The organism is Micromonospora sp. NPDC047756 (genome assembly GCF_055587245.1).
This window is the reverse complement of record NZ_JBVJGQ010000004.1, coordinates 249,258-275,218: the sequence shown is the minus strand read 5'-3', so window position 1 is coordinate 275,218 and position 25,961 is coordinate 249,258. Positions and strand designations below refer to the sequence as shown.

Annotated in this window: 27 protein-coding genes; all 27 read left to right on the top strand. The window is 68.2% G+C overall.

What is annotated here, in order from left to right; genetic code table 11:
• The first annotated feature begins 208 nt into the window (after positions 1–208).
• The 27 genes from secE to rpsQ all read left to right on the top strand — a co-directional run bounded on the left by secE (position 209) and on the right by rpsQ (position 25,902).
• Complete coding sequence (gene secE / locus ACZ6NZ_RS14440) at positions 209–598, top strand: preprotein translocase subunit SecE (RefSeq protein ID WP_366612823.1); 390 nt, start codon at positions 209–211, stop codon at positions 596–598.
• 38 nt (positions 599–636) lie between these two features.
• Positions 637–1,359: a transcription termination/antitermination protein NusG gene (gene nusG, locus ACZ6NZ_RS14435; protein ID WP_366612818.1), complete on the top strand. Its 723-nt coding sequence runs from the start codon at positions 637–639 to the stop codon at positions 1,357–1,359.
• A gap of 186 nt (positions 1,360–1,545) precedes the next feature.
• Positions 1,546–1,977: a 50S ribosomal protein L11 gene (rplK, locus tag ACZ6NZ_RS14430; protein ID WP_124820953.1), complete on the top strand. Its 432-nt coding sequence runs from the start codon at positions 1,546–1,548 to the stop codon at positions 1,975–1,977.
• A gap of 78 nt (positions 1,978–2,055) precedes the next feature.
• A complete protein-coding gene (gene rplA, locus ACZ6NZ_RS14425; protein WP_130404749.1) occupies positions 2,056–2,772 on the top strand; it encodes a 50S ribosomal protein L1 in 717 nt (238 codons plus the stop codon).
• 80 nt (positions 2,773–2,852) lie between these two features.
• Positions 2,853–3,743 carry an ATP-binding cassette domain-containing protein gene (locus tag ACZ6NZ_RS14420; RefSeq protein ID WP_465858568.1) on the top strand — a complete coding sequence of 297 codons (891 nt, stop codon included), beginning with the start codon at positions 2,853–2,855 and terminating at the stop codon, positions 3,741–3,743.
• Positions 3,740–4,429 (top strand): hypothetical protein, encoded by a 690-nt coding sequence (locus ACZ6NZ_RS14415; protein WP_465858567.1) that lies wholly within the window; start codon positions 3,740–3,742, stop codon positions 4,427–4,429. Before ACZ6NZ_RS14420 ends, ACZ6NZ_RS14415 begins: the two co-directional genes overlap by 4 nt.
• Positions 4,430–4,762: 333 nt before the next feature.
• Positions 4,763–5,308, top strand: coding sequence for a 50S ribosomal protein L10 (gene rplJ / locus ACZ6NZ_RS14410; protein WP_112584808.1), 546 nt, complete (start codon positions 4,763–4,765; stop codon positions 5,306–5,308).
• 55 nt (positions 5,309–5,363) lie between these two features.
• Entirely contained in the window at positions 5,364–5,753 is a 390-nt protein-coding gene (gene rplL / locus ACZ6NZ_RS14405) for a 50S ribosomal protein L7/L12 (protein WP_357208428.1), read from the top strand.
• Positions 5,754–6,322: 569 nt separating this feature from the next.
• Positions 6,323–9,754: a DNA-directed RNA polymerase subunit beta gene (gene rpoB / locus ACZ6NZ_RS14400; RefSeq protein ID WP_145778892.1), complete on the top strand. Its 3,432-nt coding sequence runs from the start codon at positions 6,323–6,325 to the stop codon at positions 9,752–9,754.
• An 80-nt stretch (positions 9,755–9,834) separates the two neighbouring features.
• Complete coding sequence (locus tag ACZ6NZ_RS14395; protein ID WP_465858566.1) at positions 9,835–13,722, top strand: DNA-directed RNA polymerase subunit beta'; 3,888 nt, start codon at positions 9,835–9,837, stop codon at positions 13,720–13,722.
• A gap of 95 nt (positions 13,723–13,817) precedes the next feature.
• A complete protein-coding gene (locus ACZ6NZ_RS14390) occupies positions 13,818–14,186 on the top strand; it encodes a hypothetical protein (RefSeq protein WP_210784125.1) in 369 nt (122 codons plus the stop codon).
• A gap of 676 nt (positions 14,187–14,862) precedes the next feature.
• Positions 14,863–15,234: a hypothetical protein gene (locus ACZ6NZ_RS14385; RefSeq protein WP_465858565.1), complete on the top strand. Its 372-nt coding sequence runs from the start codon at positions 14,863–14,865 to the stop codon at positions 15,232–15,234.
• Positions 15,235–15,740: 506 nt separating this feature from the next.
• Positions 15,741–16,115, top strand: coding sequence for a 30S ribosomal protein S12 (rpsL, locus tag ACZ6NZ_RS14380; protein ID WP_007465318.1), 375 nt, complete (start codon positions 15,741–15,743; stop codon positions 16,113–16,115).
• 1 nt (position 16,116) lies between these two features.
• Entirely contained in the window at positions 16,117–16,587 is a 471-nt protein-coding gene (gene rpsG, locus ACZ6NZ_RS14375) for a 30S ribosomal protein S7 (protein ID WP_007465317.1), read from the top strand.
• 74 nt (positions 16,588–16,661) lie between these two features.
• Positions 16,662–18,758 carry an elongation factor G gene (gene fusA / locus ACZ6NZ_RS14370; RefSeq protein ID WP_363611581.1) on the top strand — a complete coding sequence of 699 codons (2,097 nt, stop codon included), beginning with the start codon at positions 16,662–16,664 and terminating at the stop codon, positions 18,756–18,758.
• A gap of 212 nt (positions 18,759–18,970) precedes the next feature.
• Positions 18,971–20,164, top strand: a complete 1,194-nt coding sequence (tuf, locus tag ACZ6NZ_RS14365; protein WP_030489585.1) for an elongation factor Tu — start codon at positions 18,971–18,973, stop codon at positions 20,162–20,164.
• Between the two features lie 350 nt (positions 20,165–20,514).
• Positions 20,515–20,823: a 30S ribosomal protein S10 gene (gene rpsJ, locus ACZ6NZ_RS14360; RefSeq protein ID WP_007073037.1), complete on the top strand. Its 309-nt coding sequence runs from the start codon at positions 20,515–20,517 to the stop codon at positions 20,821–20,823.
• Between the two features lie 11 nt (positions 20,824–20,834).
• A complete protein-coding gene (gene rplC, locus ACZ6NZ_RS14355) occupies positions 20,835–21,500 on the top strand; it encodes a 50S ribosomal protein L3 (RefSeq protein ID WP_366612191.1) in 666 nt (221 codons plus the stop codon).
• Positions 21,497–22,147 carry a 50S ribosomal protein L4 gene (rplD, locus tag ACZ6NZ_RS14350; protein ID WP_030489587.1) on the top strand — a complete coding sequence of 217 codons (651 nt, stop codon included), beginning with the start codon at positions 21,497–21,499 and terminating at the stop codon, positions 22,145–22,147. Before rplC ends, rplD begins: the two co-directional genes overlap by 4 nt.
• A complete protein-coding gene (rplW, locus tag ACZ6NZ_RS14345) occupies positions 22,144–22,446 on the top strand; it encodes a 50S ribosomal protein L23 (protein ID WP_007465304.1) in 303 nt (100 codons plus the stop codon). The genes rplD and rplW overlap by 4 nt, the downstream gene beginning before the upstream one ends.
• A 12-nt stretch (positions 22,447–22,458) precedes the next feature.
• Positions 22,459–23,298 carry a 50S ribosomal protein L2 gene (gene rplB, locus ACZ6NZ_RS14340; RefSeq protein ID WP_053653944.1) on the top strand — a complete coding sequence of 280 codons (840 nt, stop codon included), beginning with the start codon at positions 22,459–22,461 and terminating at the stop codon, positions 23,296–23,298.
• A gap of 12 nt (positions 23,299–23,310) precedes the next feature.
• The gene (gene rpsS / locus ACZ6NZ_RS14335; protein WP_007465299.1) at positions 23,311–23,592 is read left to right on the top strand and encodes a 30S ribosomal protein S19; all 282 of its coding nucleotides are present in this window, start codon (positions 23,311–23,313) and stop codon (positions 23,590–23,592) included.
• A gap of 42 nt (positions 23,593–23,634) precedes the next feature.
• Positions 23,635–24,093, top strand: coding sequence for a 50S ribosomal protein L22 (gene rplV / locus ACZ6NZ_RS14330; protein WP_007465297.1), 459 nt, complete (start codon positions 23,635–23,637; stop codon positions 24,091–24,093).
• Entirely contained in the window at positions 24,093–24,962 is an 870-nt protein-coding gene (rpsC, locus tag ACZ6NZ_RS14325; RefSeq protein WP_449563448.1) for a 30S ribosomal protein S3, read from the top strand. Before rplV ends, rpsC begins: the two co-directional genes overlap by 1 nt.
• Positions 24,963–24,965: 3 nt before the next feature.
• Positions 24,966–25,391 carry a 50S ribosomal protein L16 gene (gene rplP / locus ACZ6NZ_RS14320; protein WP_053653940.1) on the top strand — a complete coding sequence of 142 codons (426 nt, stop codon included), beginning with the start codon at positions 24,966–24,968 and terminating at the stop codon, positions 25,389–25,391.
• Complete coding sequence (gene rpmC / locus ACZ6NZ_RS14315) at positions 25,391–25,627, top strand: 50S ribosomal protein L29 (RefSeq protein ID WP_007465283.1); 237 nt, start codon at positions 25,391–25,393, stop codon at positions 25,625–25,627. The genes rplP and rpmC overlap by 1 nt, the downstream gene beginning before the upstream one ends.
• Positions 25,624–25,902, top strand: coding sequence for a 30S ribosomal protein S17 (rpsQ, locus tag ACZ6NZ_RS14310; RefSeq protein WP_112584814.1), 279 nt, complete (start codon positions 25,624–25,626; stop codon positions 25,900–25,902). Before rpmC ends, rpsQ begins: the two co-directional genes overlap by 4 nt.
• The last annotated feature ends 59 nt before the right edge of the window (positions 25,903–25,961 follow it).

Below are 25,961 nucleotides of genomic sequence, written 5' to 3'. Positions count from 1 at the left end.
TCAGGCCTGACCGTTCCCGTGGGCCGCGCCGCCACCTGGCGGCGTCCGGCCCGTGGTGGTGGCATCGGCGGGGTGGCTCCGAGGCAATCGGGGCCCTCCGGTGATCCACCGGCCGCGGCCCGTCGCGGGACGGTTGGGTCCGGCCGGCGTGACCAGCGCCGCGTACGCCACTCGGCGTGCGACCCCAGATTCCGCGACGGAGGGCGAAGTGGCCGACAACAAGCGGCGCGACGACGACGGCGACGATCGTCTGGACGACGAGATCGTCGACGACGTGGCCGACGACGACGCCTCCGGCGCGGACGAGCCGGTTTCCCGGGGAGGCACCGCCACGCGGTCCCGTGCCCGGGCGGAGTCGGCGGACAGCGTGCCGACCACGCGTTCGGAAAAGGGTCGGGTGGGCGTCTTCGGCCGCATCGCCCGGTTCTTCCGCGAGGTCGTAGCTGAACTGCGTAAGGTCATCTGGCCGACCCGCAAGGAGTTGCTGACCTACACCGCCGTGGTGGTGGCGTTCGTCGCGGTGATGCTGACGATCGTGGGTGTGCTGGACTTCGGCTTCGCCAAGGTCGTGTTGTTTGTCTTTGGCAACTCGGACTGACCGGCTGCCTCCAGCCATAGTGACGGAAGTGAGCGAGCGTGCCTGAGTACGACGAGACCGCCGGACCGGTGGACGATCAGTCCACGGTCGCGACGGCGGCTGGTGACGAGTCGGTCGAGGCCGCCAGCGAGCCGGAGTTCCCTACGACCGAGCCCGCACCGGACGAGGACTACGACCCCGTCGCGGAGCTGAGGCAGAAGCTTCGCTACGCACCGGGTGACTGGTACGTGGTGCACTCGTACGCCGGCTACGAGAACAAGGTCAAGACCAACCTCGAGACCCGGATCACGAGCCTCGACATGGAGGACTTCATCTACCAGGTCGAGGTGCCGACCCGGGAAGAGGTCGAGGTCAAGAACGGTAAGCGTTCGCAGATCCAGGCCAAGGTCTTCCCGGGTTACATCCTGGTCCGGATGGAGCTGACCGCCGAGTCCTACTCGTGTGTCCGGAACACCCCGGGTGTGACCGGCTTCGTCGGCGCGACCGACCGGGCCGACCGGCCCGCTCCGCTCTCGCTCGACGAGGTGCTGAAGTGGCTGGCGCCGGCCGTCGAGACCGAGCAGAAGAAGGCGAAGCCCGAGATCAAGGTCCTCGACTTCGAGGTGGGCGATTCCGTCACCGTCACCGACGGCGCGTTCGCGTCGCTGCCGGCCACGATCAGCGAGATCAACGCCGACCAGCAGAAGCTCAAGGTGCTGGTGTCGATCTTCGGTCGTGAGACTCCGGTGGAGCTCAACTTCAACCAGGTCGCCAAGATCTGATTGGTCGTCGGCGGCGGGCCCGGCCCGCCGCCGACGTCGGCGTACGCGCTCTCGCTCGACCTCGGCGGACGAGTGGGCTGCGGCCTGCGCTACTCTTGAATGTCGCCGCTGTCGCACCGCGCTGACCGTGCGCGCCCGAGGGCGGCGACAGCCGCATTTTCCCAGCTCCAAGCCCCAGGAAGTGACATGCCTCCGAAGAAGAAGCTCGTCAAGACGTTCACGCTTCAGTTGCCGGCGGGCCAGGCCACGCCGGCGCCGCCGGTCGGCCCCGCGCTCGGCCAGCACGGCGTGAACATCATGGAGTTCTGCAAGTCCTACAACGCGCAGACCGAGTCTCAGCGGGGCGACATCGTCCCCGCCGAGATCAGCGTGTACGAGGACCGGTCCTTCACGTTCGTGCTGAAGACCCCGCCCGCCGCCCGGCTGCTGATCAAGGCCGCTGGTGTGCAGAAGGGTTCGGGTGTTCCGCAGTCCGAGAAGGTCGGCTCGGTCAGCCGCGCCCAGCTGCGTGAGATCGCCGAGAAGAAGATGGCCGACCTCAACGCCAACGACATCGCCCAGGCCGAGAAGATCATCGCCGGCACCGCCCGGTCGATGGGCATCACCGTCAACGACTGACGTCGGTCCCGACCTTCGTTCCGACCGTGGGAGGGCTCGCGCCGAGCGGCCCGCCAGAGACCACAGGAGTAATCAGCAATGCAGCGCAGCAAGAGCTACCGCAAGGCCGCCGACGTCATCGACCGGTCGAAGCTCTACACCCCCACCGAGGCCGTGAAGCTGGCCAAGGAGACCACCAACGTCAAGTTCGACGCCACGGTCGAGGTCGCCATGCGCCTCGGCGTCGACCCCCGCAAGGCGGACCAGATGGTCCGCGGCACGGTCAACCTGCCGCACGGCACCGGTAAGACCGCCCGCGTGATCGTGTTCGCCAGCGGCGCGAAGGCCGAAGAGGCCGCCGCCGCGGGTGCGGACGAGGTGGGCACCGATGAGCTGGTCGCCCGCATCCAGGGTGGTTGGCTCGACTTCGACGCGGCGATCGCCACGCCGGACCAGATGGCCAAGATCGGCCGGATCGCGCGGATCCTGGGCCCGCGCGGTCTCATGCCGAACCCGAAGACCGGCACGGTGACCATGGACGTCACCAAGGCGGTGCAGGACATCAAGGGCGGCAAGATCACCTTCCGGGTGGACAAGCACTCCAACCTGCACCTGATCATCGGCAAGGCCTCCTTCACCGAGGGCCAGCTGGTGGACAACTACGCCGCGGTGCTCGACGAGGTGCTGCGTGCCAAGCCGTCCGCGGCCAAGGGCAAGTACCTCCGCAAGGTCATCCTGACCACCACGATGGGCCCGGGCGTTCCGGTCGACCCGAACCTGGTGAAGAACCTTCGGGAGGACCAGGCCGACGCCTGAGTCGACAGTTCGCTCCGCCGGGGCGCCGCCATGACCGTGGCGGCGCCCCGGCGCGTTCGAGGTGTGGCAGGCTCGACGCCATGCGGCTGGAGAACGTCTGGTTGCGGTACCACCGGCGGGGGCCGTGGGTGCTGCACGGCATCGACGTGCGGATCGGTCCCGGCGAGGTGGCGGTCGTGCTGGGTCGCAACGGGGTGGGCAAGTCGACACTGCTCCAGGTGGCCGCAGGGGTCCTCCGCCCGGGTCGGGGCCGGGTCACCGACCGGCCGGCGCGGGTGGGCTGGGTGCCGGAGCGTTTCCCCGCGGACCAACCGTTCACGGTGACCCGCTATCTGACCGGCATGGCCCGGGTGGCGGGGCTGGACCGGGCCGCGGCCGACGAGGCGGTGACCTCCTGGACGGCCCGGCTCGGGCTGTCCGCCTTCCGCTCGGTCCGGTTGCCGGAGCTGTCCAAGGGCACGGCGCAGAAGGTCGGTCTCGCTCAGGCGCTGCTGCGCCCACCGGGCCTGCTGGTGCTCGACGAGCCGTGGGAGGGGCTGGACGCCGCCACCCGTGAGCTGGTGCCCGAGCTGATCGCCGAGGTGCTGGCCGCCGACGGGTCCGTCCTGGTCAGCGACCATCGCGGCGAGACGGTCCGGCTTCCGGCCGCGCGCCGCTGGTTGGTGGCCGACGGCTCGCTCTCGGAGGAGACGTCGTCGACGGACGAGAGGATCGCGGTGGTCGAGGTCGCGGTGCCGGCCGCGCGGGTCGCCGGGACCGTCGCCCGGTTGCGCGCCGAGGGCCATCAGGTGCTGCGGGTACGCTCCGACGCCTCGACCGCCGCTTCCCAGGCCCTACCCGCCGAGCCGCTCCGGTCGGCCGGTGCCGCCCGACCCGCCGAGCCGTCGCCCGGGATGGCCGGGGAGCCGGCAGCGGGGCGGCCGGAGGCGACCGACGCCACCGTCGAGTCGGCAGTGGGGGAGACCCGGTGATCGCCCTGGTCCGGATGCGGTTGGCTGGTTTCCTGCGGACCGGCCGGGCGTTGGCGCCGTTGCTCGCCGGCCTGATCACGCTCGGCACCCTCTACGGCGGTGGCCGCGCTCAGCCGGCGGAGGCGTACGGGGTCTCCGCGGTGGTGCTCTTTCCGGTGCTCGCCTGGCAGACCAAGATCCTTCTCGACGTCGAGCCGGACGTGCAGCGTCGGCTGGCGCAGGTGACGGTCGGGGTGGCCCGGGAGCGGTTGGCCGGACTGCTCGCCGCAGCGGTGGCGGCACTGGTAACGGTGACCGTCGCGCTGCTCTTTCCGTGGCTGGTCGGCGGGGTGTCCGGCCCGGTCGACCCGGGGGACCGGTCGATTCCGGTCGGGCTGGCGCTGGGGTTGTGGGCGCACGCGCTGGTCGTACCCGCTGCGGTTGCTCTCGGGGCGTTGGCCAGCCGGGCGTCGGTGGGCGGCGCCGGGTACGGCGTCGCGGTGCTGGCCCTCGGCGGGGTCGGCGCTGTGGTGTTCGGCCTGACCGGCTCGGTGGCCCCCTGGCTGGCACCGCCGATCATGGCGGCCGCTCGCACCACGGCCGGCAACGCCGCCGCACTGACCCTGCTGGGGCTGAGCGGCTGGGCGCTGGCGTGGAGCGCCGCGGTCGTCGGCGGTTACCTGTGGCGTCGGCGAGCCCAGGGCTGACCCGTCGGTGACCCAGCTCACCAGGGGCGATTTGGCGCTGGTGAGCTGGGCGCGTACTCTTCACACCGTCATCCGTGTTCTCATGGATGAGGAACCACCCAGAGACCGCTGGTCATCGTGCTTCGGCACGGTCGAAGGTCCCGCGACAACGGGCGACCCGCGTAGGGCGGCAAGCGTAACTCGGCAGTGAGCATGGTCCGCCGACCGTGACGATCCGCCGGCCCTCGCCCCGTGCGCCCTGCGCCGGGGCTTTTTCGTTGTCGCGCTGCCTCCGCCCCCGTTCCGGCTTCGGCCGAGACGGGGACCAGCCTCGAGTAACGAGAGAGGAGGGACATGGCGGACAAGCCGATCCGGGCCGACAAGGCCACGGCCGTCGCTGAGCTGACCGAGAGCTTCCGCAGCTCGGGCGCCACCGTGCTGACCGAGTACCGCGGTCTGACGGTTTCCCAGCTCACCCAGCTTCGGCGCTCGCTCGGCGCCGACACCAGCTACACGGTCGCGAAGAACACGCTGGCCAAGCGTGCTGCGACGGACGCGGGCATCACCGGCCTCGACGAGCTGTTCACCGGTCCTACCGCGCTGACTTTCGTTTCGGGCGACGTCGTCGAGGCGGCGAAGGGGCTTCGCGACTTCGCGAAGGCCAACCCGAAGCTCGTCATCAAGGGCGGTGTCTTCGAGGGCAAGGCCATCACCGCGGCCGAGGTCACGAAGCTTGCCGACCTGGAGTCCCGCGAGGTGCTGCTGGCCAAGCTGGCCGGCGCGATGAAGGGCAACCTGAGCAAGGCCGCGGCCCTGTTCCAGGCCCCGCTGTCGAAGACCGCCCGTCTGGCGGCTGCACTGCAGGACAAGCGCGAGAAGGAGGGCGCCGAGGCGGCCTGAGGCCCCCACGGCGCACCAGTTCTTTACTTAACAGAACCAGGAAAGGACGCCAGACATGGCGAAGCTCAGCACCGACGAGCTGCTCGACGCGTTCAAGGAGATGACGCTGATCGAGCTCTCTGAGTTCGTGAAGCAGTTCGAGACGACCTTCGAGGTCACCGCTGCCGCCCCGGTCGCGATCGCGGGCCCGGGTGGCGGTGGCGGCGGCGCTGCTGCCGAGGCCGAGCCGGAGCAGGACGAGTTCGACGTCATCCTCGAGGCTGACGGCGGCAAGAAGATCCAGGTCATCAAGGTCGTGCGTGAGCTGACCGGCCTGGGCCTCAAGGAGGCCAAGGACGCGGTCGAGTCCGCGCCGAAGGCCATCCTGGAGAAGGTCAACAAGGAGACCGCCGACAAGGCGAAGGCCAAGCTCGAGGGTGAGGGCGCCAAGGTCACCCTCAAGTGACCTGACGTTCCACCAACGCGTACCCGGCTCGTGAGCTGGGACACCATCGCGTCGCGGCGGGCGGTGATCCGACACGGATCACCGCCCGCCGTTTTGGTGGATCTGGCTGCGACCGGTCCTGAGCTGGGCTCGGACCATGGGTACGCTTGACCCGAACGAGCGTGGCGGGTCGTCCTCCAGTGGGAAACAGGGGGCAACCCGGATACCGGCCCTTGACGCGGCCCGGGGCCGCCAGGCACGCTGACACCAGCAAGACACCGCGCTTGCGACGGCCACGACGTGGGTATGACAGCGGCGGCACCATCGGTCGCTGCAACCCGAGCGGCCCAGTGGGGAGTTGCGTTCTGAGCGGCCCGGCAGACCCCGGTTGACGGGGGCCGAGGTGCGCTCCGCGAACAACCTGCGGGGTGGGCTGGACAGCGGTTAGCCTCTCGGCTACACTGCTAGTTTGCGCTGCCTTCCGACTTGGCCCCTGCTCGGAAATGTCCGTTTACGGATATTTCTGGTGGGGTCATTGGAGTGCACGCGTACCAGCCGTTCTGCAGCACCGGTCCTCGGAAGGACGCATCTTGGCAGCTTCCCGCCCTGCGAAGACCAGTCGTACGTCGAGCGCATTCGCTCCCCGCCGAGTTTCATTCGGCAGGATCACCGAACACCTCGAGGTCCCCAACCTCCTTGCCATTCAGAACGAGTCCTTCGACTGGCTCGTCGGCAACGAGGCTTGGCAGGGCCGGTCGGCGGACGACCCGCACGCACGATCGGGTCTCGCGGAGATCCTTGAAGAGATCAGTCCCATTGAGGACTTCTCCGGCACCATGTCGCTCTCCTTCTCAGCGCCGCGCTTCGACGAGGTCAAGGCCTCGATCGAGGAGTGCAAGGAGAAGGACCTGACCTACTGCGCTCCGCTCTTCGTGACCGCGGAGTTCACCAACAACACCACTGGCGAGATCAAGAGCCAGACGGTGTTCATGGGTGACTTCCCGATGATGACGCCCAAGGGCACCTTCGTCATCAACGGCACCGAGCGCGTCGTGGTCAGCCAGCTCGTCCGGTCTCCGGGCGTGTACTTCGACAAGCAGCCGGACAAGACCTCCGACCGCGACCTCTCCAGCGTCAAGGTCATCCCGAGTCGGGGTGCCTGGCTGGAGTTCGACATCGATAAGCGCGACACGGTCGGTGTGCGCATCGACCGCAAGCGTCGGCAGGCCGTCACCGTCCTGCTCAAGGCCATCGGATGGTCGGCCGAGCGCATTCGTGAGAAGTTCGGCTGGTCCGAGCTGATGATGACCACGCTCGAGAAGGACCACATCGCCGGCGCCGACGAGGCTCTGCTCGACATCTACCGCAAGCTGCGCCCTGGCGAGCCGCCGACGCGCGAGAACGCCCAGACCCTGCTCGACAACCTCTTCTTCAACCCGAAGAGGTACGACGTCGCCAAGGTCGGGCGCTACAAGTTCAACAAGAAGCTGGAAGTCGACGTGCCGATCACCACCGGCACGCTGACCGAGGACGACATCGTCGCCACCGTGGAATACCTCTGCCGGCTGCACGCCGGTGAGGAGGGCTACGAGGCCGACGACATCGACCACTTCGGCAACCGTCGCCTCCGTACCGTGGGTGAGCTGATCCAGAACCAGGTTCGGGTCGGCCTGTCCCGGATGGAGCGGGTCGTCCGCGAGCGGATGACCACGCAGGACGTCGAGGCGATCACCCCGCAGACCCTGATCAACATCCGCCCGGTGGTGGCGGCGATCAAGGAGTTCTTCGGGACGTCCCAGCTGTCCCAGTTCATGGACCAGACCAACCCGCTGGCGGGCCTGACCCACCGGCGTCGGCTGAGCGCGCTCGGCCCGGGTGGTCTGTCCCGGGAGCGGGCCGGCTTCGAGGTCCGCGACGTGCACCCGTCCCACTACGGCCGGATGTGCCCGATCGAGACGCCGGAAGGCCCGAACATCGGCCTGATCGGCGCGCTGTCCACCTTCGCCCGGGTCAACCCGTTCGGCTTCATCGAGACGCCGTACCGGAAGGTCGTCGAGGGTCGGGTCACCGACCAGATCGACTACCTGACCGCGGACGAGGAGGACCGGTTCGTCAAGGCCCAGGCCAACGCGCGCCTGAAGGCTGACGGCACGTTCGCCGAGGACCGGGTGCTCTGCCGTCGTAAGGGCGGCGAGACCGAGGACGTCGTCCCCGGCGCCGTCGACTACATGGACGTCTCGCCCCGGCAGATGACCTCTGTCGCGACCGCCATGATCCCGTTCCTCGAGCACGACGACGCCAACCGGGCACTGATGGGCGCGAACATGCAGCGCCAGGCGGTGCCGCTGGTCAAGGCCGAGGCGCCGCTGGTCGGCACGGGCATGGAGTACCGGGCCGCCGTCGACGCTGGCGACGTGGTGGTCGCCGAGGTCGGCGGTGTGATCGAGGATCTCTGCGCCGACTACGTCACCATCCACCAGGATGACGGCCACCGCCGGACGTACCTGCTGCACAAGTTCCGCCGCTCCAACGCCGGCTCCTGCGTCAACCAGAAGCCGGTCGTCTTCGAGGGCGACCGCGTCGAGGCCGGTCAGGTCATCGCCGACGGTCCGTGCACCGACGAGGGCGAGATGGCACTCGGACGCAACCTGCTGGTGGCGTTCATGTGCTGGGAGGGTCACAACTACGAGGACGCGATCATCCTGTCGCAGCGCCTCGTGCAGCAGGACGTGCTCACCTCGATCCACATCGAGGAGCACGAGGTCGACGCCCGGGACACCAAGCTCGGTCCGGAGGAGATCACCCGCGACATCCCGAACGTCAGCGAGGAAATGCTCGCCGACCTCGACGAGCGCGGCATCATCCGGATCGGCGCCGAGGTCGTCCCCGGTGACATCCTGGTCGGCAAGGTCACGCCCAAGGGTGAGACCGAGCTGACCCCGGAGGAGCGCCTGCTCCGCGCGATCTTCGGTGAGAAGGCGCGTGAGGTTCGGGACACCTCGCTGAAGGTGCCGCACGGCGAGACCGGCACGGTCATCGGTGTGCGCACGTTCTCCCGCGAGGACGGCGACGAGTTGCCGCCGGGTGTCAACGAGCTGGTCCGGGTCTACGTCGCCCAGAAGCGCAAGATCCAGGACGGCGACAAGCTCGCCGGCCGGCACGGCAACAAGGGCGTCATCTCGAAGATCCTGCCGGTCGAGGACATGCCGTTCCTCGAGGACGGCACCCCGGTCGACATCGTGCTCAACCCGCTCGGTGTGCCGAGCCGGATGAACATCGGCCAGGTGCTGGAGACCCACCTCGGTTGGGTCGCCAAGACCGGTTGGAAGGTCGAGGGCGACGACGCCGAGTGGAAGCGCCAGCTCCGCTCGATCGACGCGCACGAGTCCGAGGGCGACACCAACGTGGCCACCCCGGTCTTCGACGGTGCCCGCGAGGAGGAGATCTCCGGTCTGCTCGAGTCGACCCTGCCCAACCGGGACGGCAAGCAGCTGATCGGTCGTACCGGCAAGGCGCAGCTCTTCGACGGTCGTTCCGGTGAGCCTCTGCCGGACCCGATCGCGGTCGGCTACGTCTACATCCTGAAGCTCAACCACCTGGTCGACGACAAGATCCACGCTCGCTCGACCGGCCCGTACTCGATGATCACGCAGCAGCCGCTGGGTGGTAAGGCGCAGTTCGGTGGTCAGCGTTTCGGTGAGATGGAGTGCTGGGCGATGCAGGCGTACGGCGCTGCCTACGCCCTGCAGGAGCTGCTCACGATCAAGTCCGACGACGTGCTCGGCCGGGTGAAGGTCTACGAGGCCATCGTCAAGGGCGAGAACATCCCGGAGCCGGGCATCCCGGAGTCGTTCAAGGTGCTGCTCAAGGAGCTGCAGTCGCTGTGCCTCAACGTTGAGGTGCTCTCCAGCGACGGTGTGGCCCTGGAAATGCGCGAGACCGACGACGAGGTGTTCCGGGCCGCTGAGGAGCTGGGCATCGACCTGTCCCGGCGCGAGCCGAGCTCGGTCGAAGAGGTCTGAGGTGAGCGGTCGGGGGCCGGCTCGCCGGCCCCCGACCCCACCCGAGAATTAGCAGTACAGACGACGACATAGGGGACATAGTGCTCGACGTCAACTTCTTCGACGAGCTGCGCATTGGCCTCGCCACCGCCGACGACATCCGTCAGTGGTCGCACGGCGAGGTCAAGAAGCCTGAGACGATCAACTACCGCACCCTGAAGCCGGAAAAGGACGGGCTCTTCTGCGAGAAGATCTTTGGTCCTCAGCGGGACTGGGAGTGCTACTGCGGTAAGTACAAGCGCGTCCGGTTCAAGGGCATCATCTGTGAGCGCTGCGGCGTCGAGGTGACTCGCTCCAAGGTCCGCCGTGAGCGGATGGGGCACATCGAGCTCGCCGCTCCGGTGACCCACATCTGGTACTTCAAGGGCGTTCCGAGCCGGCTGGGTTACCTGCTGGACCTCGCTCCCAAGGACCTCGAGAAGATCATCTACTTCGCCTCGTACGTCGTGACGAGCGTGGACGCGGAGTCGCGTCACCGCGACCTCTCGACGATCGAGAACGAGATCCTGGCGGAGAAGCGGCAGTCCGAGAACAGCCGCGACTCGGAGATCGAGAAGCGGGCCGCCAAGCTCGAGGCCGACCTGGCCGAGCTGGAGGCCGAGGGTGCCAAGGCGGACGTCCGGCGCAAGGTCAAGGAGGGCGGAGAGCGCGAGATGCGCCAGATCCGCGACCGGGCCCAGCGCGAGATCGACCGCCTGGACGAGGTGCTGGACACCTTCCGCAAGCTGGAGCCGAAGCAGCTGGTCACCGACGAGCTGCTCTACCGCGAGCTGCGCGACCGGTTCGGTGAGTACTTCACCGGTTCCATGGGCGCCGAGGCGATCAAGGCGCTGGTCCAGAACATGGACCTCGACGCCGAGGCCGAGAGCCTGCGGGAGACCATCCGGTCCGGCAAGGGTCAGCGGAAGATCCGGGCGCTCAAGCGACTCAAGGTCGTCGCGGCGTTCCTGAACACCCGCAACTCGCCGCTCGGCATGGTGCTGGACTGCGTCCCGGTCATCCCGCCGGACCTGCGCCCGATGGTGCAGCTCGACGGTGGCCGCTTCGCGACCTCCGACCTGAACGACCTGTACCGCCGCGTGATCAACCGGAACAACCGCCTCAAGCGGCTGATCGACCTCGGCGCGCCCGAGATCATCGTCAACAACGAGAAGCGGATGCTCCAGGAGGCCGTCGACGCGCTGTTCGACAACGGCCGTCGCGGCCGGCCGGTCACCGGCCCGGGTAACCGCCCGCTCAAGTCGCTGTCCGACATGCTCAAGGGCAAGCAGGGCCGGTTCCGCCAGAACCTGCTGGGCAAGCGCGTCGACTACTCCGGCCGTTCGGTCATCGTGGTCGGCCCGAAGCTCAAGCTGCACCAGTGCGGTCTGCCCAAGCAGATGGCGCTGGAGCTGTTCAAGCCCTTCGTGATGAAGCGGCTGGTCGACCTCAACCACGCACAGAACATCAAGTCCGCCAAGCGGATGGTCGAGCGTCAGCGCCCGGTCGTGTGGGACGTGCTGGAAGAGGTCATCGGCGAGCACCCGGTGCTGCTCAACCGGGCACCGACCCTGCACCGCCTGGGCATCCAGGCCTTCGAGCCGCAGCTGGTCGAGGGCAAGGCAATCCAGATCCACCCGCTGGTCTGCACCGCGTTCAACGCCGACTTCGACGGTGACCAGATGGCGGTGCACGTGCCGCTGTCCGCCGAGGCTCAGGCCGAGGCCCGGATCCTGATGCTGTCGTCGAACAACATCCTCAAGCCGGCCGACGGTAAGCCGGTCACCATGCCCACCCAGGACATGGTCATCGGTCTGTACCACCTCACCCACCTCACCGCCGGTGAGAAGGGCGAGGGCCGAGCGTTCAGCTCGGACGCCGAGGCGCGGATGGCCTTCGACAACGGCGAGCTGCACCTGCAGGCGCCGGTGAAGATCCGTCTGCACGACGTGATCGGGGTCGACAACGGCTCCGGTGCCGAGGCGTGGACCGCCCCGGAGGGCTGGGTCGAGGGTGACCCGCTGACCGTGGAGACCACCCTGGGCCGGGTGTTGTTCAACGAGACGCTGCCGCAGGGCTACCGCTTCGTGAACTACGAGATCCGCAAGGGTCAGCTCTCCGCGATCGTCAACGACCTCGCCGAGCGCTTCCCCAAGGTGGCCCTCGCGGCCACCCTGGACGGGCTCAAGGAGGCCGGTTTCCACTGGGCCACCTGGTCCGGCGTGACGATCGGCATGGAGGACGTCATCGCTCCTCCGCGCAAGGCGGAGATCCTGGCGCGGTACGAGAAGGACGCCGACCAGATCGACAAGCAGTACCAGCGTGGTCTGATGACCGCCGAGGAGCGTCGCGGCGAGCTCATCGAGATCTGGACCAAGGCGACCAACGAGGTCGCCAAGGAGATGGACACCGCGCTGCCGCAGGAGAACCCACTGTGGAAGATGATCAACTCGGGTGCTCGCGGTAACCTGCTCCAGCTCCGGCAGATCGCGGCGATCCGTGGTCTGGTGGCCAACCCCAAGGGCGAGATCATCCCGCGGCCGATCAAGGCCAGCTACCGGGAGGGTCTGTCCGTGCTGGAGTACTTCATCTCCACGCACGGTGCTCGTAAGGGTCTCGCCGACACCGCGCTGCGGACCGCCGACTCGGGTTACCTGACCCGTCGTCTGGTGGACGTCTCGCAGGACGTCATCATCCGCGAGGAAGACTGCGGCACCGACCGGGCGATCCCGATGCAGATCGGCGAGAAGCTGGACGGCAAGCTCGTCGTCCACACCCACGCCGAGACCAGCGTGCACGCCCGGACCCTGGCCGACGACATCAAGGGGCCGGACGGCACCGTGGTGGCCGAGCGCGGTCAGGACATCAACTCCATCGGGGTCGACAAGATCGTCGCCGCTGGTGTGGAGACGGTCCGGGTGCGCAGCGTGCTCACCTGCGAGTCGAAGCTGGGCGTCTGCGCGGCCTGCTACGGCCGGTCGCTGCCGACCGGTAAGTCGGTCGACATCGGCGAGGCGGTCGGCATCATCGCCGCCCAGTCCATCGGTGAGCCCGGTACGCAGCTGACGATGCGTACCTTCCACACCGGTGGTGTCGCGGGTGAGGACATCACCCAGGGTCTGCCGCGTGTTCAGGAGATCTTCGAGGCTCGGGTCCCGAAGGGTAAGGCGCCCATCGCCGACACCCCCGGTCGGATCCGGATCGAGGACGGCGAGCGCTCGCGCAAGATCATCGTGGTGCCGGACGACGGCAGCGACGAGATCGTCTACGACAAGATCTCGAAGCGGGTCAAGCTCCGTACCCACGACGGCGGTCACGTCGCGGTCGGCGAGAAGCTGACCGAGGGCACCATCGACCCGCACGAGTTGCTGCGGATCATGGGTCCGCGGGCGGTCCAGGTCCACCTGACCAGTGAGGTCCAGGAGGTCTACCGCTCGCAGGGTGTGCTCATCCACGACAAGCACATCGAGATCATCATCCGCCAGATGCTCAAGCGGGTGACGGTCATCGACTCCGGCTCGACCGAGTTCCTGCCGGGTGTGCTCGTCGACCGGGCGCTGTTCGAGTCGGAGAACCGCCGGCTCGTCTCGGAGGGCGGCGAGCCCGCCGCTGGTCGTCCGGTGCTGATGGGTATCACCAAGGCCTCGCTGGCCACCGACTCCTGGCTCTCGGCGGCCTCCTTCCAGGAGACCACCCGGGTGCTGACCGACGCTGCGATCAACTCGCGCAGCGACTCGCTGGTCGGCCTCAAGGAGAACGTGATCATCGGAAAGCTCATCCCGGCCGGTACCGGCATCAGCAAGTACCGCAACGTCCGGGTCGAGCCGACCGAGGAGGCCAAGGCCAAGGTCTACTCGATGACCGGTTACCCGGAGACCGACTACGGGTTCGGGCCGGCCAGCGGGCAGGCAGTGCCGCTGGACGACTTCGACTTCGGGTCGTACCGCTAAGCACCAGTCACACGACGAGGCCCCCGGTGAAAGCCGGGGGCCTCGTCGTGTCCGTGCCAACCCACCGCCTGCGCCGGGTTCGGCATGATGGGGGGATGACGACCGCACCCGGGCAGGTGTCCGTCGCCCAGCAGGGCGTGCGCCATCCGCTCGACCCGGATCCGGCCCGCGCCACGAAGGCACGGGCGGTCTTCGCGCTGGGCCTGCTCGGCATGCTGACCGGGCTGTTCATCGGTGGCGTGGTGCCGGCCACCGTGGCCCTGCAACTGGCCCGGCAGGCGCGCCGGGAGGCGTACGCCTCGGGGGGTTTCCTGACCGGCGGCGTCTGGCTGCGGCGGGGGGAGTGGATGGCCTGGACCGGCCTGGTGCTGGTCGCGGTCAGCGTCGTGGCCGCTGTGGTCATCGGGGTGGTCCGGTTGGCCGGCGCCCCGTTCGGCCATGACTACCCCGCGAACATGGACTGAGCCACCGGTGGCCGCGCCCGGCGCGGGCGGCGGTGCTCGCGGCGGTAGCCTGGCCGGTGTCCGCCGGGTGACGGTGGCGGCCTTTCGACAGGAGGACCTCGTGACGGAACCGGCGCGGCCCCCTGCGGACGAACCGGCCGGCCCGCCGGACGTGCCGGCTCCGCCACCCGAGCGGAGCGACTGGGCGCGACCCGCCCCGAGCGGCGAGACCCACCAACCGGTGACCACACCGGGCCCGCCGCCCCCGGTGGCACCGCCCCCTGGTTGGGGCCCGAACGGCTGGGGCGCTACCGCGTCGCCCGGCTCCGACCAGCCGTACCCGGTCTCCAGCGCGCCGACCTCGACGCCGCAGGGCTGGGGCCCACCCACCTCCCAGCCGGGCGTGCCGCCCGGCTGGGGCCCGCCGCCGGCTGGTTCGGGAGTGCCGTACGGCTGGGGTCCGTCCCCGTCTGCGCCGCCGGGATGGGGTCCGTCCCCGTCTGCGCCGTCAGCGCCGCCCGGGTGGGGTCCGTCGCCGTCTGCGCCGCCCGGGTGGGGTCCGTCCCCGTCCGGGCCGGTTGCGCCGTACGGGTGGGGACCGCCGCCGGGGCACGGCCCCGGGTGGGGTGGCCCGGCGGGGCGTTCCGTACCGCCGCCCACCGACGACCAACGCCGGCCCCCGAAGCGGGTGGAGCCGGTGTCGGGTACGCCGTTCGGCGTCGTGCACCTGGACGTGGCACCGGTCACCTCCGGGCTGGCCATCGGGGCGCTGGTGGCGGGGATCGCCGCACTTCTGGTCTCCCTGCTGGTGATCTGCTTCGGAGTGGCGTTCAAGAACGACGGCGGGGCCTGGGCCTCCGGGGCGTTCGCCGCGCTGGGTGTGCTGGCCGGCGGGGCGGCGGTCGTGATCGGGCTGCTCGGCCGGCGGCAGATCCGGCGGGCGACCGCTCCCTCAGCGGTCCGGTTCACCGGCCGTGGGCTGGCCATGGCCGGGATCAGCTGTGGCGCGGCGGGTGCCCTGCTCAGCCTGCTGGGTCTGGGTCTTGCCCTGCTTCTCACACTGACGTGAGGATGATCACCGACAGATCCGGCACCTGACGGGGGTTTTCCGCGGAAGGCTTCCGGTCACCCCGGGGGCGATGGGTGCTTCTGCGGGGAAGCCGGTACACTTGTATTCGTAGGTGCCCATCGCGGGCGACGGGCAGGACGAGATCCGGCCGGCGGGTGTGAGACAGTCGCCGGGCCATTCCGTTTTGACCTGGGCGGTTGTGGTAGGTACTCTTTCCCCTTGTGCCCGGGCCTGCCCGGGCAACTCGTGCGTGCGCTGTTTCCGGCTTACGGACGGCGGCACGACAAGCCAAAGATCCGGGGCGGGGCGACCCGCGCGCCGGTGACACAACCCGGTACGAACGCGAGAGCTTCGCAACGGGCCGTGACGAGGGCGACACGCCCGACCGCGGGTGCCGGGGTCTCCGCAAGGCGACCCTGGTCGGAATGTAGGAGAGCCGGTCAGCAGGCCGGCTAACGAGCAGACGGCGCGGCCGCGGATGCGGCCGAAGGGAGCGGAGAAACCCGGTGCCCACGATCCAGCAGCTGGTCCGAAAGGGCCGCCAGGCGAAGACGACCAAGACCAAGACCCCGGCGCTGAAGGGTTCCCCTCAGCGGCGCGGCGTGTGCACCCGCGTGTACACCACCACCCCGAAGAAGCCGAACTCGGCGCTGCGCAAGGTCGCTCGCGTGAAGCTCAGCAGCCAGATCGAGGTGACCGCCTACATCCCCGGCGTCGGTCACAACCTGCAGGAGCACTCGATCGTGCTCGTTCGCGGCGGCCGGGTGAAGGACCTCCCCGGCGTGCGTTACAAGATCGTTCGCGGCTCGCTGGACACCCAGGGTGTCCGCAACCGCAAGCAGGCGCGCAGCCGTTACGGCGCGAAGAAGGAGAAGAGCTGACATGCCGCGTAAGGGACCCGCTCCGCGGCGGCCACTGGTCGCTGACCCGGTGTACAACTCGCCGCTGGTCACCCAGCTGGTGAACAAGATCTTGCTCCGCGGCAAGCGTCAGCTCGCCGAGTCCATCGTGTACGCGGCCCTCGAGGGCTGCCGCGAGAAGTCCGGCACCGACCCGGTCGTCACCCTCAAGCGGGCGATGGACAACGTCAAGCCGACCCTCGAGGTGCGCAGCCGTCGTGTCGGTGGCGCCACCTACCAGGTTCCGGTCGAGGTCCGCCCGACCCGGGCGACCACCCTGGGCCTGCGCTGGCTGGTCACGTACTCCCGCGCCCGGCGCGAGAAGACCATGGTCGAGCGGCTGATGAACGAGCTGCTGGACGCGAGCAACGGCCTCGGTGCCGCCGTCAAGCGGCGCGAGGACACGCACAAGATGGCCGAGTCGAACAAGGCCTTCGCGCACTACCGCTGGTAACACCCTGGTTCCGGCGCCTCCGGGCGCCGGAACCGCCACCAGTTGTGTCGAGACGACGATAAGTAGGGATTGAAGTGGCCGCCGCAGACGCGCTCGCCAACGTACGCAACATCGGCATCATGGCGCACATCGATGCCGGTAAGACCACCACCACCGAGCGAATCCTGTTCTACACCGGCATCACGTACAAGATCGGTGAGGTCCACGAGGGCGCTGCCGTCATGGACTGGATGGAGCAGGAGCAGGAGCGTGGCATCACCATCACCTCCGCTGCCACCAAGTGTGAGTGGAAGGGCCACACGATCCAGATCATCGACACGCCCGGCCACGTCGACTTCACGGTCGAGGTCGAGCGGTCGCTGCGGGTTCTGGATGGTGCGGTAGCGGTTTACGACGGTGTCGCCGGCGTTGAGCCCCAGACGGAGAACGTCTGGCGGCAGGCCGACAAGTACAACGTCCCGCGCATGTGCTTCGTCAACAAGCTCGACCGGACCGGCGCCGACTTCTTCCGCTGCGTGCAGATGATGATCGACCGGCTGAACGCCACGCCGCTGGTGCTCCAGATCCCGATCGGGCTCGAGGGCGACCACATCGGTGTCGTCGACCTGATCGGCATGCGCGCCCTCACCTGGCGCGGGGAGACCCAGAAGGGTGAGGACTACGCGGTCGAGGAGATCCCGGCCGATCTGGCCGACTCCGCGGCCGAGTGGCGCGAGAAGCTGATGGAGACCCTCGCCGACGTCGACGACTCGGTGATGGAGAAGTACCTGGAAGGCGAGGAGGTCTCCGTCGAGGAGATCAAGGCCGCCATCCGGCGTGCCACCATCGCCGGCAAGGCCAACCCGGTGCTGTGCGGCTCGGCGTTCAAGAACAAGGGCGTTCAGCCCATGCTCGACGCCGTGGTCGACTTCCTGCCGTCGCCGCTGGACGTTCCGGCGATCGAGGGTACGGCCACCGACGGCGAGACCCCGCTGCTGCGTAAGCCGTCCAACTCGGAGCCCTTCTCCGGCCTGGCCTTCAAGATCCAGACGGACAAGCACCTGGGCAAGCTCACCTACGTGCGGGTCTACTCCGGCACGCTCGATTCCGGTTCCCAGGTGGTCAACTCCACCAAGGACCGCAAGGAGCGCATCGGCAAGATCTACCAGATGCACGCCAACAAGCGGGAAGAGCGTCCGTCGGCGCAGGCCGGCGACATCATCGCCGTGCAGGGTCTCAAGCAGACCACCACCGGCGACACTCTCTCCGACCCGGCGAACCCGGTCATCCTGGAGTCGATGACCTTCCCGGAGCCGGTCATCTCGGTGGCGATCGAGCCGAAGACCAAGTCCGACCAGGAGAAGCTGGGCACCGCCATCCAGCGCCTGGCCGAGGAGGACCCGACCTTCCGCGTCCAGCTGGACGAGGAGACCGGTCAGACGGTCATCTCCGGCATGGGTGAGCTGCACCTGGACATCCTGGTCGACCGGATGCGCCGCGAGTTCAACGTCGAGGCCAACGTCGGCAAGCCGCAGGTGGCGTACCGCGAGACCATCCGCCGCAAGGTGGAGAAGGTCGAGTACACCCACAAGAAGCAGACCGGTGGTTCCGGCCAGTACGCCCGCGTGATCGTGAGCGTCGAGCCGCTTCCGCTGGACAACGACTCGCCGACCTACGAGTTCGCCAACGCCGTCAGCGGCGGCCGCATCCCCCGGGAGTTCATCCCCTCGGTGGACGCCGGTGCGCAGGACGCGCTGCAGTACGGCATCCTGGCGGGCTTCCCGCTGGTCGGCGTCAAGCTGACCCTGCTGGACGGTCAGTACCACGAGGTCGACTCGTCGGAAATGGCATTCAAGATCGCCGGCTCGATGGTGATGAAGGACGCGGCCCGCAAGGCCGATCCGGCACTGCTCGAGCCGATGATGGCCGTTGAAGTCACCACTCCTGAGGAGAACATGGGTGACGTCATCGGTGACCTCAACTCCCGCCGCGGCATCATCCAGGCGATGGAGGAGCGCAGCGGCGCCCGCATCGTCCGGGCCCTGGTGCCGTTGTCGGAGATGTTCGGCTACGTCGGCGACCTGCGGTCGAAGACCCAGGGCCGGGCTAGCTACAGCATGCAGTTCGACTCCTACGCCGAGGTTCCGCAGAGCGTCGCGAAGGAGATCATCGCCAAGGCAACGGGCGAGTAGCGCTCTGAGCAGGTGATTCGTGGTTGGTCGCGGGAGGTTTCACCCGCCCGCGGCCACCACGATCGGATCGCGTGAGACCGGGCCTGTAGGCTTCATCGCCGCAGAACCCACAAAGGCTCTCCGGCCCTCGGGCCGGAAAGGCTGTCGACAGAGTCCTAAGCGCCGACCGGCGCGCCGGGCGTACGAACCAAGAAGTCCACAGGAGGACACCAGTGGCGAAGGCTAAGTTCGAGCGGACTAAGCCGCACGTCAACATCGGCACCATTGGTCACATCGACCACGGTAAGACGACGCTGACGGCGGCCATCACCAAGGTCCTGCACGACCAGTACCCGGACCTGAACCCCTACACGCCGTTCGACGAGATCGACAAGGCGCCGGAGGAGAAGGCCCGCGGTATCACGATCTCGATCGCGCACGTCGAGTACCAGACCGAGTCGCGGCACTACGCGCACGTCGACTGCCCTGGGCACGCCGACTACATCAAGAACATGATCACCGGTGCCGCGCAGATGGACGGCGCGATCCTGGTGGTCGCGGCGACCGACGGCCCGATGCCGCAGACCCGCGAGCACGTGCTGCTGGCCCGTCAGGTCGGTGTGCCGTACATCGTCGTGGCGCTCAACAAGAGCGACATGGTCGACGACGAGGAGCTCCTGGAGCTCGTCGAGCTCGAGGTCCGCGAGCTACTCTCCTCGCAGGAGTACCCGGGTGACGACCTGCCGGTCGTTCGGGTTTCGGCGCTGAAGGCCCTCGAGGGTGACCCCGAGTGGACCGGCAAGCTGCTGGACCTGATGACCGCTGTCGACACCTCGATCCCGCAGCCGGAGCGCGAGGTTGACAAGCCGTTCCTGATGCCCGTTGAGGACGTCTTCACGATCACCGGTCGTGGCACCGTCGTCACCGGTCGCGTCGAGCGCGGCGTTCTCCTGCCGAACGAGGATGTTGAGCTCGTCGGTATCAAGGAGAAGAGCTTCAAGACCAAGGTCACCGCGATCGAGATGTTCCGGAAGACCCTGGACGACGCCCGCGCAGGCGAGAACGTCGGCCTGCTGCTGCGTGGTACCAAGCGCGACGAGGTCGAGCGCGGCATGGTCGTCGTGAAGCCGGGCTCGAACACCCCGCACACGGAGTTCGAGGCGACGGTCTACATCCTCTCCAAGGAGGAGGGTGGCCGTCACACCCCGTTCTTCCAGAACTACCGTCCCCAGTTCTACTTCCGGACCACGGACGTCACCGGTGTCGTCACCCTCCCCGAGGGCACCGAGATGGTCATGCCGGGTGACAACACCTCGATGTCGGTGAAGCTGATCCAGCCCATCGCCATGGAGGAGAACCTCAAGTTCGCGATCCGCGAGGGTGGCCGCACCGTCGGCGCCGGGTTCGTCACCAAGATTAACAAGTGAACTAGGTAACCCCGATTAGACCCGCCGCCGGTCGTGCGGCATACTAGTCAGGTTGCGTAACGACAGTTCGTCGCCTGTGTTCGGCTTTCGCTGAACCTCCGGGTGGCGAGGCAGTCGAGCGTAGGGTGGTTGGCGGCCCAGTCGCCAACCACCCTCGCACGGCGTTCAGGTCGCGGTAATGCGATCGGCGCCTTGACCCCCAGTGCGGTCAGCACCACTCCGGTACCTAGGGGCGGAGCTCGGCCCGAGGGCGCGACACGCCCGACCGCGGGGGTCGGCGAAGTGGGCCTGTACCAGCCGGTACAGGCGCCCGCAACACAGCGGCATCGAGAGAAGGAACAGAAGCCACCATGGCGGGACAGAAGATCCGCATCCGGCTCAAGGCCTATGACCACGAGGTCGTCGACTCCTCGGCTCGGAAGATCGTCGAGACGGTGACGCGCACCGGGGCGCAGGTCGCGGGCCCGGTGCCGCTGCCCACGGAGATCAACCGTTTCTGCGTTATCCGCTCGCCGCACAAGTACAAGGACTCGCGCGAGCACTTCGAGATGCGCACTCACAAGCGGCTGATCGACATCATCGACCCGACCCCGAAGACGGTCGACTCGCTCATGCGCCTCGACCTGCCGGCTGGCGTCGACATCGAGATCAAGCTGTAGGGACCGGACAAATGGACAGGCAAGTCAAGGGGATCCTGGGCGCCAAGCTCGGCATGACCCAGGTCTGGGAGAACAACCGCGTTGTTCCCGTGACCGTGGTCGAGGCCGGCCCGTGCGTCATCAGCCAGGTTCGTAGCGCCGAGAAGGACGGTTACTCCGCGGTCCAGCTCGCGTACGGCACCATCGACCCGCGCAAGGTCAAGAAGCCGGTCAGCGGGCACTACGCCAAGGCGGACGTGGCGCCGCGCCGGCACATCGTCGAGCTGCGCACCACTGACGCCGGGGAATACTCGCTCGGGCAGGAAGTCACTGTCGAGGAGTTCCCGGCCGGCGTCACCATCGACGTCACCGGCAAGACCAAGGGCAAGGGCTACGCCGGCCCGATGAAGCGGCACGGCTTCCACGGCCTGGGCGCCGGGCACGGCGTCGAGCGCAAGCACCGCTCGCCCGGCTCGATCGGCGCCTGCGCCACTCCGGGGCGTGTCTTCAAGGGCACCCGGATGGCCGGCCGTATGGGTGGCGTTCGGTACACCGTGCAGAACCTCACCGTCCAGGCGGTCGACACCGAGAACAACCTGCTGCTCGTCCGGGGTGCCATTCCTGGTCCCAAGGGCGCGCTCGTTCTGGTCCGTACCGCGGCCAAGAGCAAGGTGAAGAAGGGCGGTGCGGCCAAGTGACCACCGTTGACGTGCGCACCGTCGAAGGCACCACCAGCGGCTCCGTGGAGCTGCCGGAGGACATCTTCGACGTGCAGGCCAACGTCGCGCTGATGCACCAGGTCGTGGTGGCCCAGCTCGCGGCGGCCCGACAGGGCACGCACAAGGCCAAGACCCGCGGCGAGGTCGCCGGTGGCGGCAAGAAGCCGTACAAGCAGAAGGGCACCGGTCGCGCCCGGCAGGGCTCGATCCGCGCGCCGCAGTTCGCCGGCGGTGGCGTCGTGCACGGTCCCGTGCCGCGCGACTACAGCCAGCGGACCCCGAAGAAGATGAAGGCCGCCGCTCTGCGGGGTGCCCTCTCCGACCGGGCCCGCGCCGGGCAGGTGCACGTCGTCGAGGCGTTCGTCTCGGGCGAGAAGCCGTCGACCAAGGCGGCCCTGGCCACGCTGACCAAGCTCACCGAGGCCCGTCGGGTCCTGGTCGTGCTGAGCAGCACCGACGAGCTGAACTGGGTGTCGCTGCGCAACGAGCCGCGGGTGCACCTGATCGAGTCCGGCCAGCTGAACACGTACGACGTGCTCGTGGCCGACGACGTGGTCTTCACCAAGGACGCCCTGGACGAGTTCCTGGGCGTGCCCGCCGAGACCACCGAGGAGGGTGGCAAGTGAGCACGATCGCCGACCCGCGCGACATCATCGTGGCGCCGGTCGTCTCGGAGAAGAGCTACAGCGAGCTGAACCGGAACTGGTACACCTTCCTGGTGCACCCGGACGCGAACAAGACCGAGATCAAGATCGCTATCCAGCAGATCTTCAACGTCCGCGTCCTGACGGTCAACACGCTCAACCGCCAGGGTAAGCGCAAGCGCACCAAGACCGGCTTCGGTCAGCGCAAGGCGACCAAGCGGGCGATCGTGAAGCTGGCTGACGGTGACCGCATCGAGGCCTTCGGCGGCCCGGTCAGCTGAGGGGTGTAGACAATGGCTATCCGTAAGTACAAGCCGACGACGCCGGGCCGACGTGGCTCGAGTGTCGCTGACTTCGCCGAGATCACCCGGTCCACGCCGGAGAAGTCGCTGCTGGCTCCGCTGCCGAAGAAGGGCGGGCGTAACGCCCACGGCCGGATCACCACGCGGCACCACGGTGGCGGTCACAAGCGCCAGTACCGTCTGATCGACTTCAAGCGGGTCGACAAGGACGGCGTGCCGGCGAAGGTCGCTCACATCGAGTACGACCCGAACCGCACGGCGCGCATCGCGCTGCTGCACTACGCCGACGGCGAGAAGCGCTACATCCTCGCGCCGAAGGACATGAAGCAGGGCGACCGCGTCGAGTCCGGTCCGGGCGCCGACATCAAGCCGGGCAACAACCTGCCGCTGCGCAACATCCCGGTCGGTACCACGATCCACAACGTGGAGCTGCGTCCGGGTGGCGGGGCCAAGCTGGCCCGTTCCGCCGGCGTCGGCATCCAGCTGCTCGGCCGTGAGGGCGCGTACGCGACCCTGCGTATGCCGTCCGGTGAGATCCGGCGGGTGGACGTGCGCTGCCGCGCCAGCGTCGGCGAGATCGGCAACGCCGACCAGTCGAACATCAACTGGGGTAAGGCCGGCCGGATGCGGTGGAAGGGCAAGCGCCCGACCGTCCGTGGTGTCGCCATGAACCCGGTCGACCACCCGCACGGTGGTGGTGAGGGTAAGACCTCCGGTGGTCGCCACCCGGTCAACCCGCAGGGTAAGCCCGAGGGCCGCACCCGCCGTAAGGGCCAGCCGAGTGACCGGCTGATCGTCCGCCGTCGCTACGCCACGCGTAAGCGCGGCTGAGGGAGATAAGACATGCCTCGCAGCCTGAAGAAGGGCCCGTTCGTAGACGACCACCTGCTCAAGAAGGTGGAAGTTCAGAACGACAAGGGCTCCAAGAACGTGATCAAGACCTGGTCGCGGCGCTCGACGATCATCCCCGAGATGCTGGGGCACACGATCGCCGTGCATGACGGACGCAAGCACGTCCCGGTGTTCGTGACCGAGGCGATGGTCGGGCACAAGCTCGGCGAGTTCGCGCTGACCCGCACGTTCAAGGGTCACGAGAAGGACGACCGGAAGAGCCGTCGGCGCTGACGCCGCCAGGCATACGGATAGAGGGAACAAGGGGTTACAGCGATGCCAGGAAAGGGCGACGCTCCGGTGCTTCCGGGCGCGCGGGCGGTTGCGCGGCACGTGCGCATCTCGCCGATGAAGGCGCGCCGGGTGGTCAACCTCGTCCGCGGCCTGCCCGCGAAGGAGGCGCTCACGGTGCTGCAGTTCGCGCCGCAGGCTGCGAGCGAGCAGGTGTACAAGGTGCTCGCTAGCGCGATCGCCAACGCGGAGAACAACGAGCGGCTGGACCCCGACGCGCTGCTCGTCAGCGAGGCCTTCGTGGACGAGGGCCCGACGATGAAGCGGTTCCAGCCGCGGGCGCAGGGTCGGGCGTACCGGATCCGCAAGCGCACCTGCCACATCACCGTGGCGGTCGAAGCGGTCGCGCCGGCAGCGCCGAGGAAGGCCGCGGCGAAGAAGGCCGCCCCGGCCACGGAGGCCGCACCGGCCGAAGCGCAGAGCAAGACGGAGGACGCCGAGTAATGGGTCAGAAGGTTCACCCCACTGGGTTCCGGCTCGGCATCTCGACCGACTGGAAGTCCCGCTGGTTCGCGGACAAGCTCTACAAGGACTACATCGGCGAGGATGTCAAGATCCGCCGCATGATGTCCAAGGGCCTCGAGCGTGCCGGGATTTCCAAGGTCGACATCGAGCGCACCCGCGACCGGGTTCGGGTCGACATCCACACCGCCCGGCCGGGCATCGTCATCGGCCGTAAGGGCGCGGAGGCCGACCGGATCCGCGGCGAGCTTGAGAAGCTCACCGGCAAGCAGGTTCAGCTGAACATCATCGAGGTGAAGAACCCCGAGTCGGACGCTCAGCTGGTCGCGCAGGGCGTGGCCGAGCAGCTGTCCAGCCGGGTCAGCTTCCGTCGGGCGATGCGCAAGGCCATGCAGTCGGCGATGAAGAACCCGGCCTGCAAGGGCATCCGGGTTCAGGTCTCGGGTCGCCTCGGCGGCGCCGAGATGAGCCGGACCGAGTTCTACCGTGAGGGCCGGGTTCCGCTGCACACGCTGCGGGCCAACATCGAGTACGGCTTCTTCGAGGCCCGTACCACGTTCGGTCGGATCGGTGTGAAGGTCTGGATCTACAAGGGCGACGCCGTCCCGGGCCGGGAAGCTCCGGCCGAGGCCGGTCCGTCCCGCCCGCGTCGTGGTGAGCGCGGCGACCGTCCCGAGCGTCCGCGCCGTGGCCGGTCGGGTTCGTCCGGCACCACGGCTGGTGGCACCGAGGCCGGTCGGGCTGCTGCGACCACCATCGCGCAGCAGGCCGAGACGCCGAGCGGCGAGCCGGTCGACAGCGCAGCTGTCGCCGCCACTGCTGCTCCGGCAGAAACGCAGCAGGAGGGCTGACAGATGCTGATGCCGCGCAAGCCCCCGAAGGGCTTCCGCAAGCCGCACCACCCGGACCGCAGTGGCGCGTCCAAGGGTGGTAACCGGGTGGTGTTCGGCGAGTTCGGGATTCAGGCTCTCGAGCCGGCGTACGTGACGAACCGGCAGATCGAGTCGGCACGTATCGCGATGACTCGCCACATCAAGCGTGGTGGCAAGGTCTGGATCACGATCTTCCCGGACCAGGCCCTCACCAAGAAGCCTGCCGAGACCCGGATGGGTTCCGGTAAGGGCTCGCCCGAGTGGTGGGTTGCCAACGTCAAGCCGGGGCGGGTTCTCTTCGAGATGTCCTTCCCCAACGAGCAGACCGCGCGAGAGGCCATGCGTCGCGCGATCCACAAGCTCCCGATGAAGTGCCGCATTGTTACGCGCGAAGTGGGTGAATCCTGATGGCAGCGGGCGTTAAGGCGACCGAGCTGCGTGAGCTCTCCGAAGAGGAGCTGGTCACGAAGCTGCGGGAGGCCAAGGCGGAGCTGTTCAACCTCCGCGTGCAGGCCGCAACCGGGCAGCTGGACAACAACCGGCGGCTGCAGGTCATCCGTCGGGAGATCGCCCGGATCTACACGATCATGCGCGAGCGCGAGCTGGGGCTCTCGGCCGCGCCGACTGAGGTGACTGCATCATGACCGAAGACACCGCCACCGCCACCGCGCGGTCCCGCCGCAAGGTCCGTGAGGGCCTGGTGGTCAGCGACAAGATGGACAAGACCGTCGTGGTCGAGGTCGAGGACCGGGTTCGGCACGCTCTGTACGGCAAGATCATGCGCCGTACGAGCAAGCTGAAGGTGCACGACGAGCAGAACGCCGCTGGCACCGGTGACCGGGTTCTCATCATGGAGACCCGGCCGCTGAGCGCCACCAAGCGTTGGCGGATCGTGGAGATCCTGGAAAAGGCCAAGTAGCGAAGGCTCGAGCTCGCCCGGCGTTGCGTCGGGCGTAGGTTCCGCCAGGCTCCGGCCGC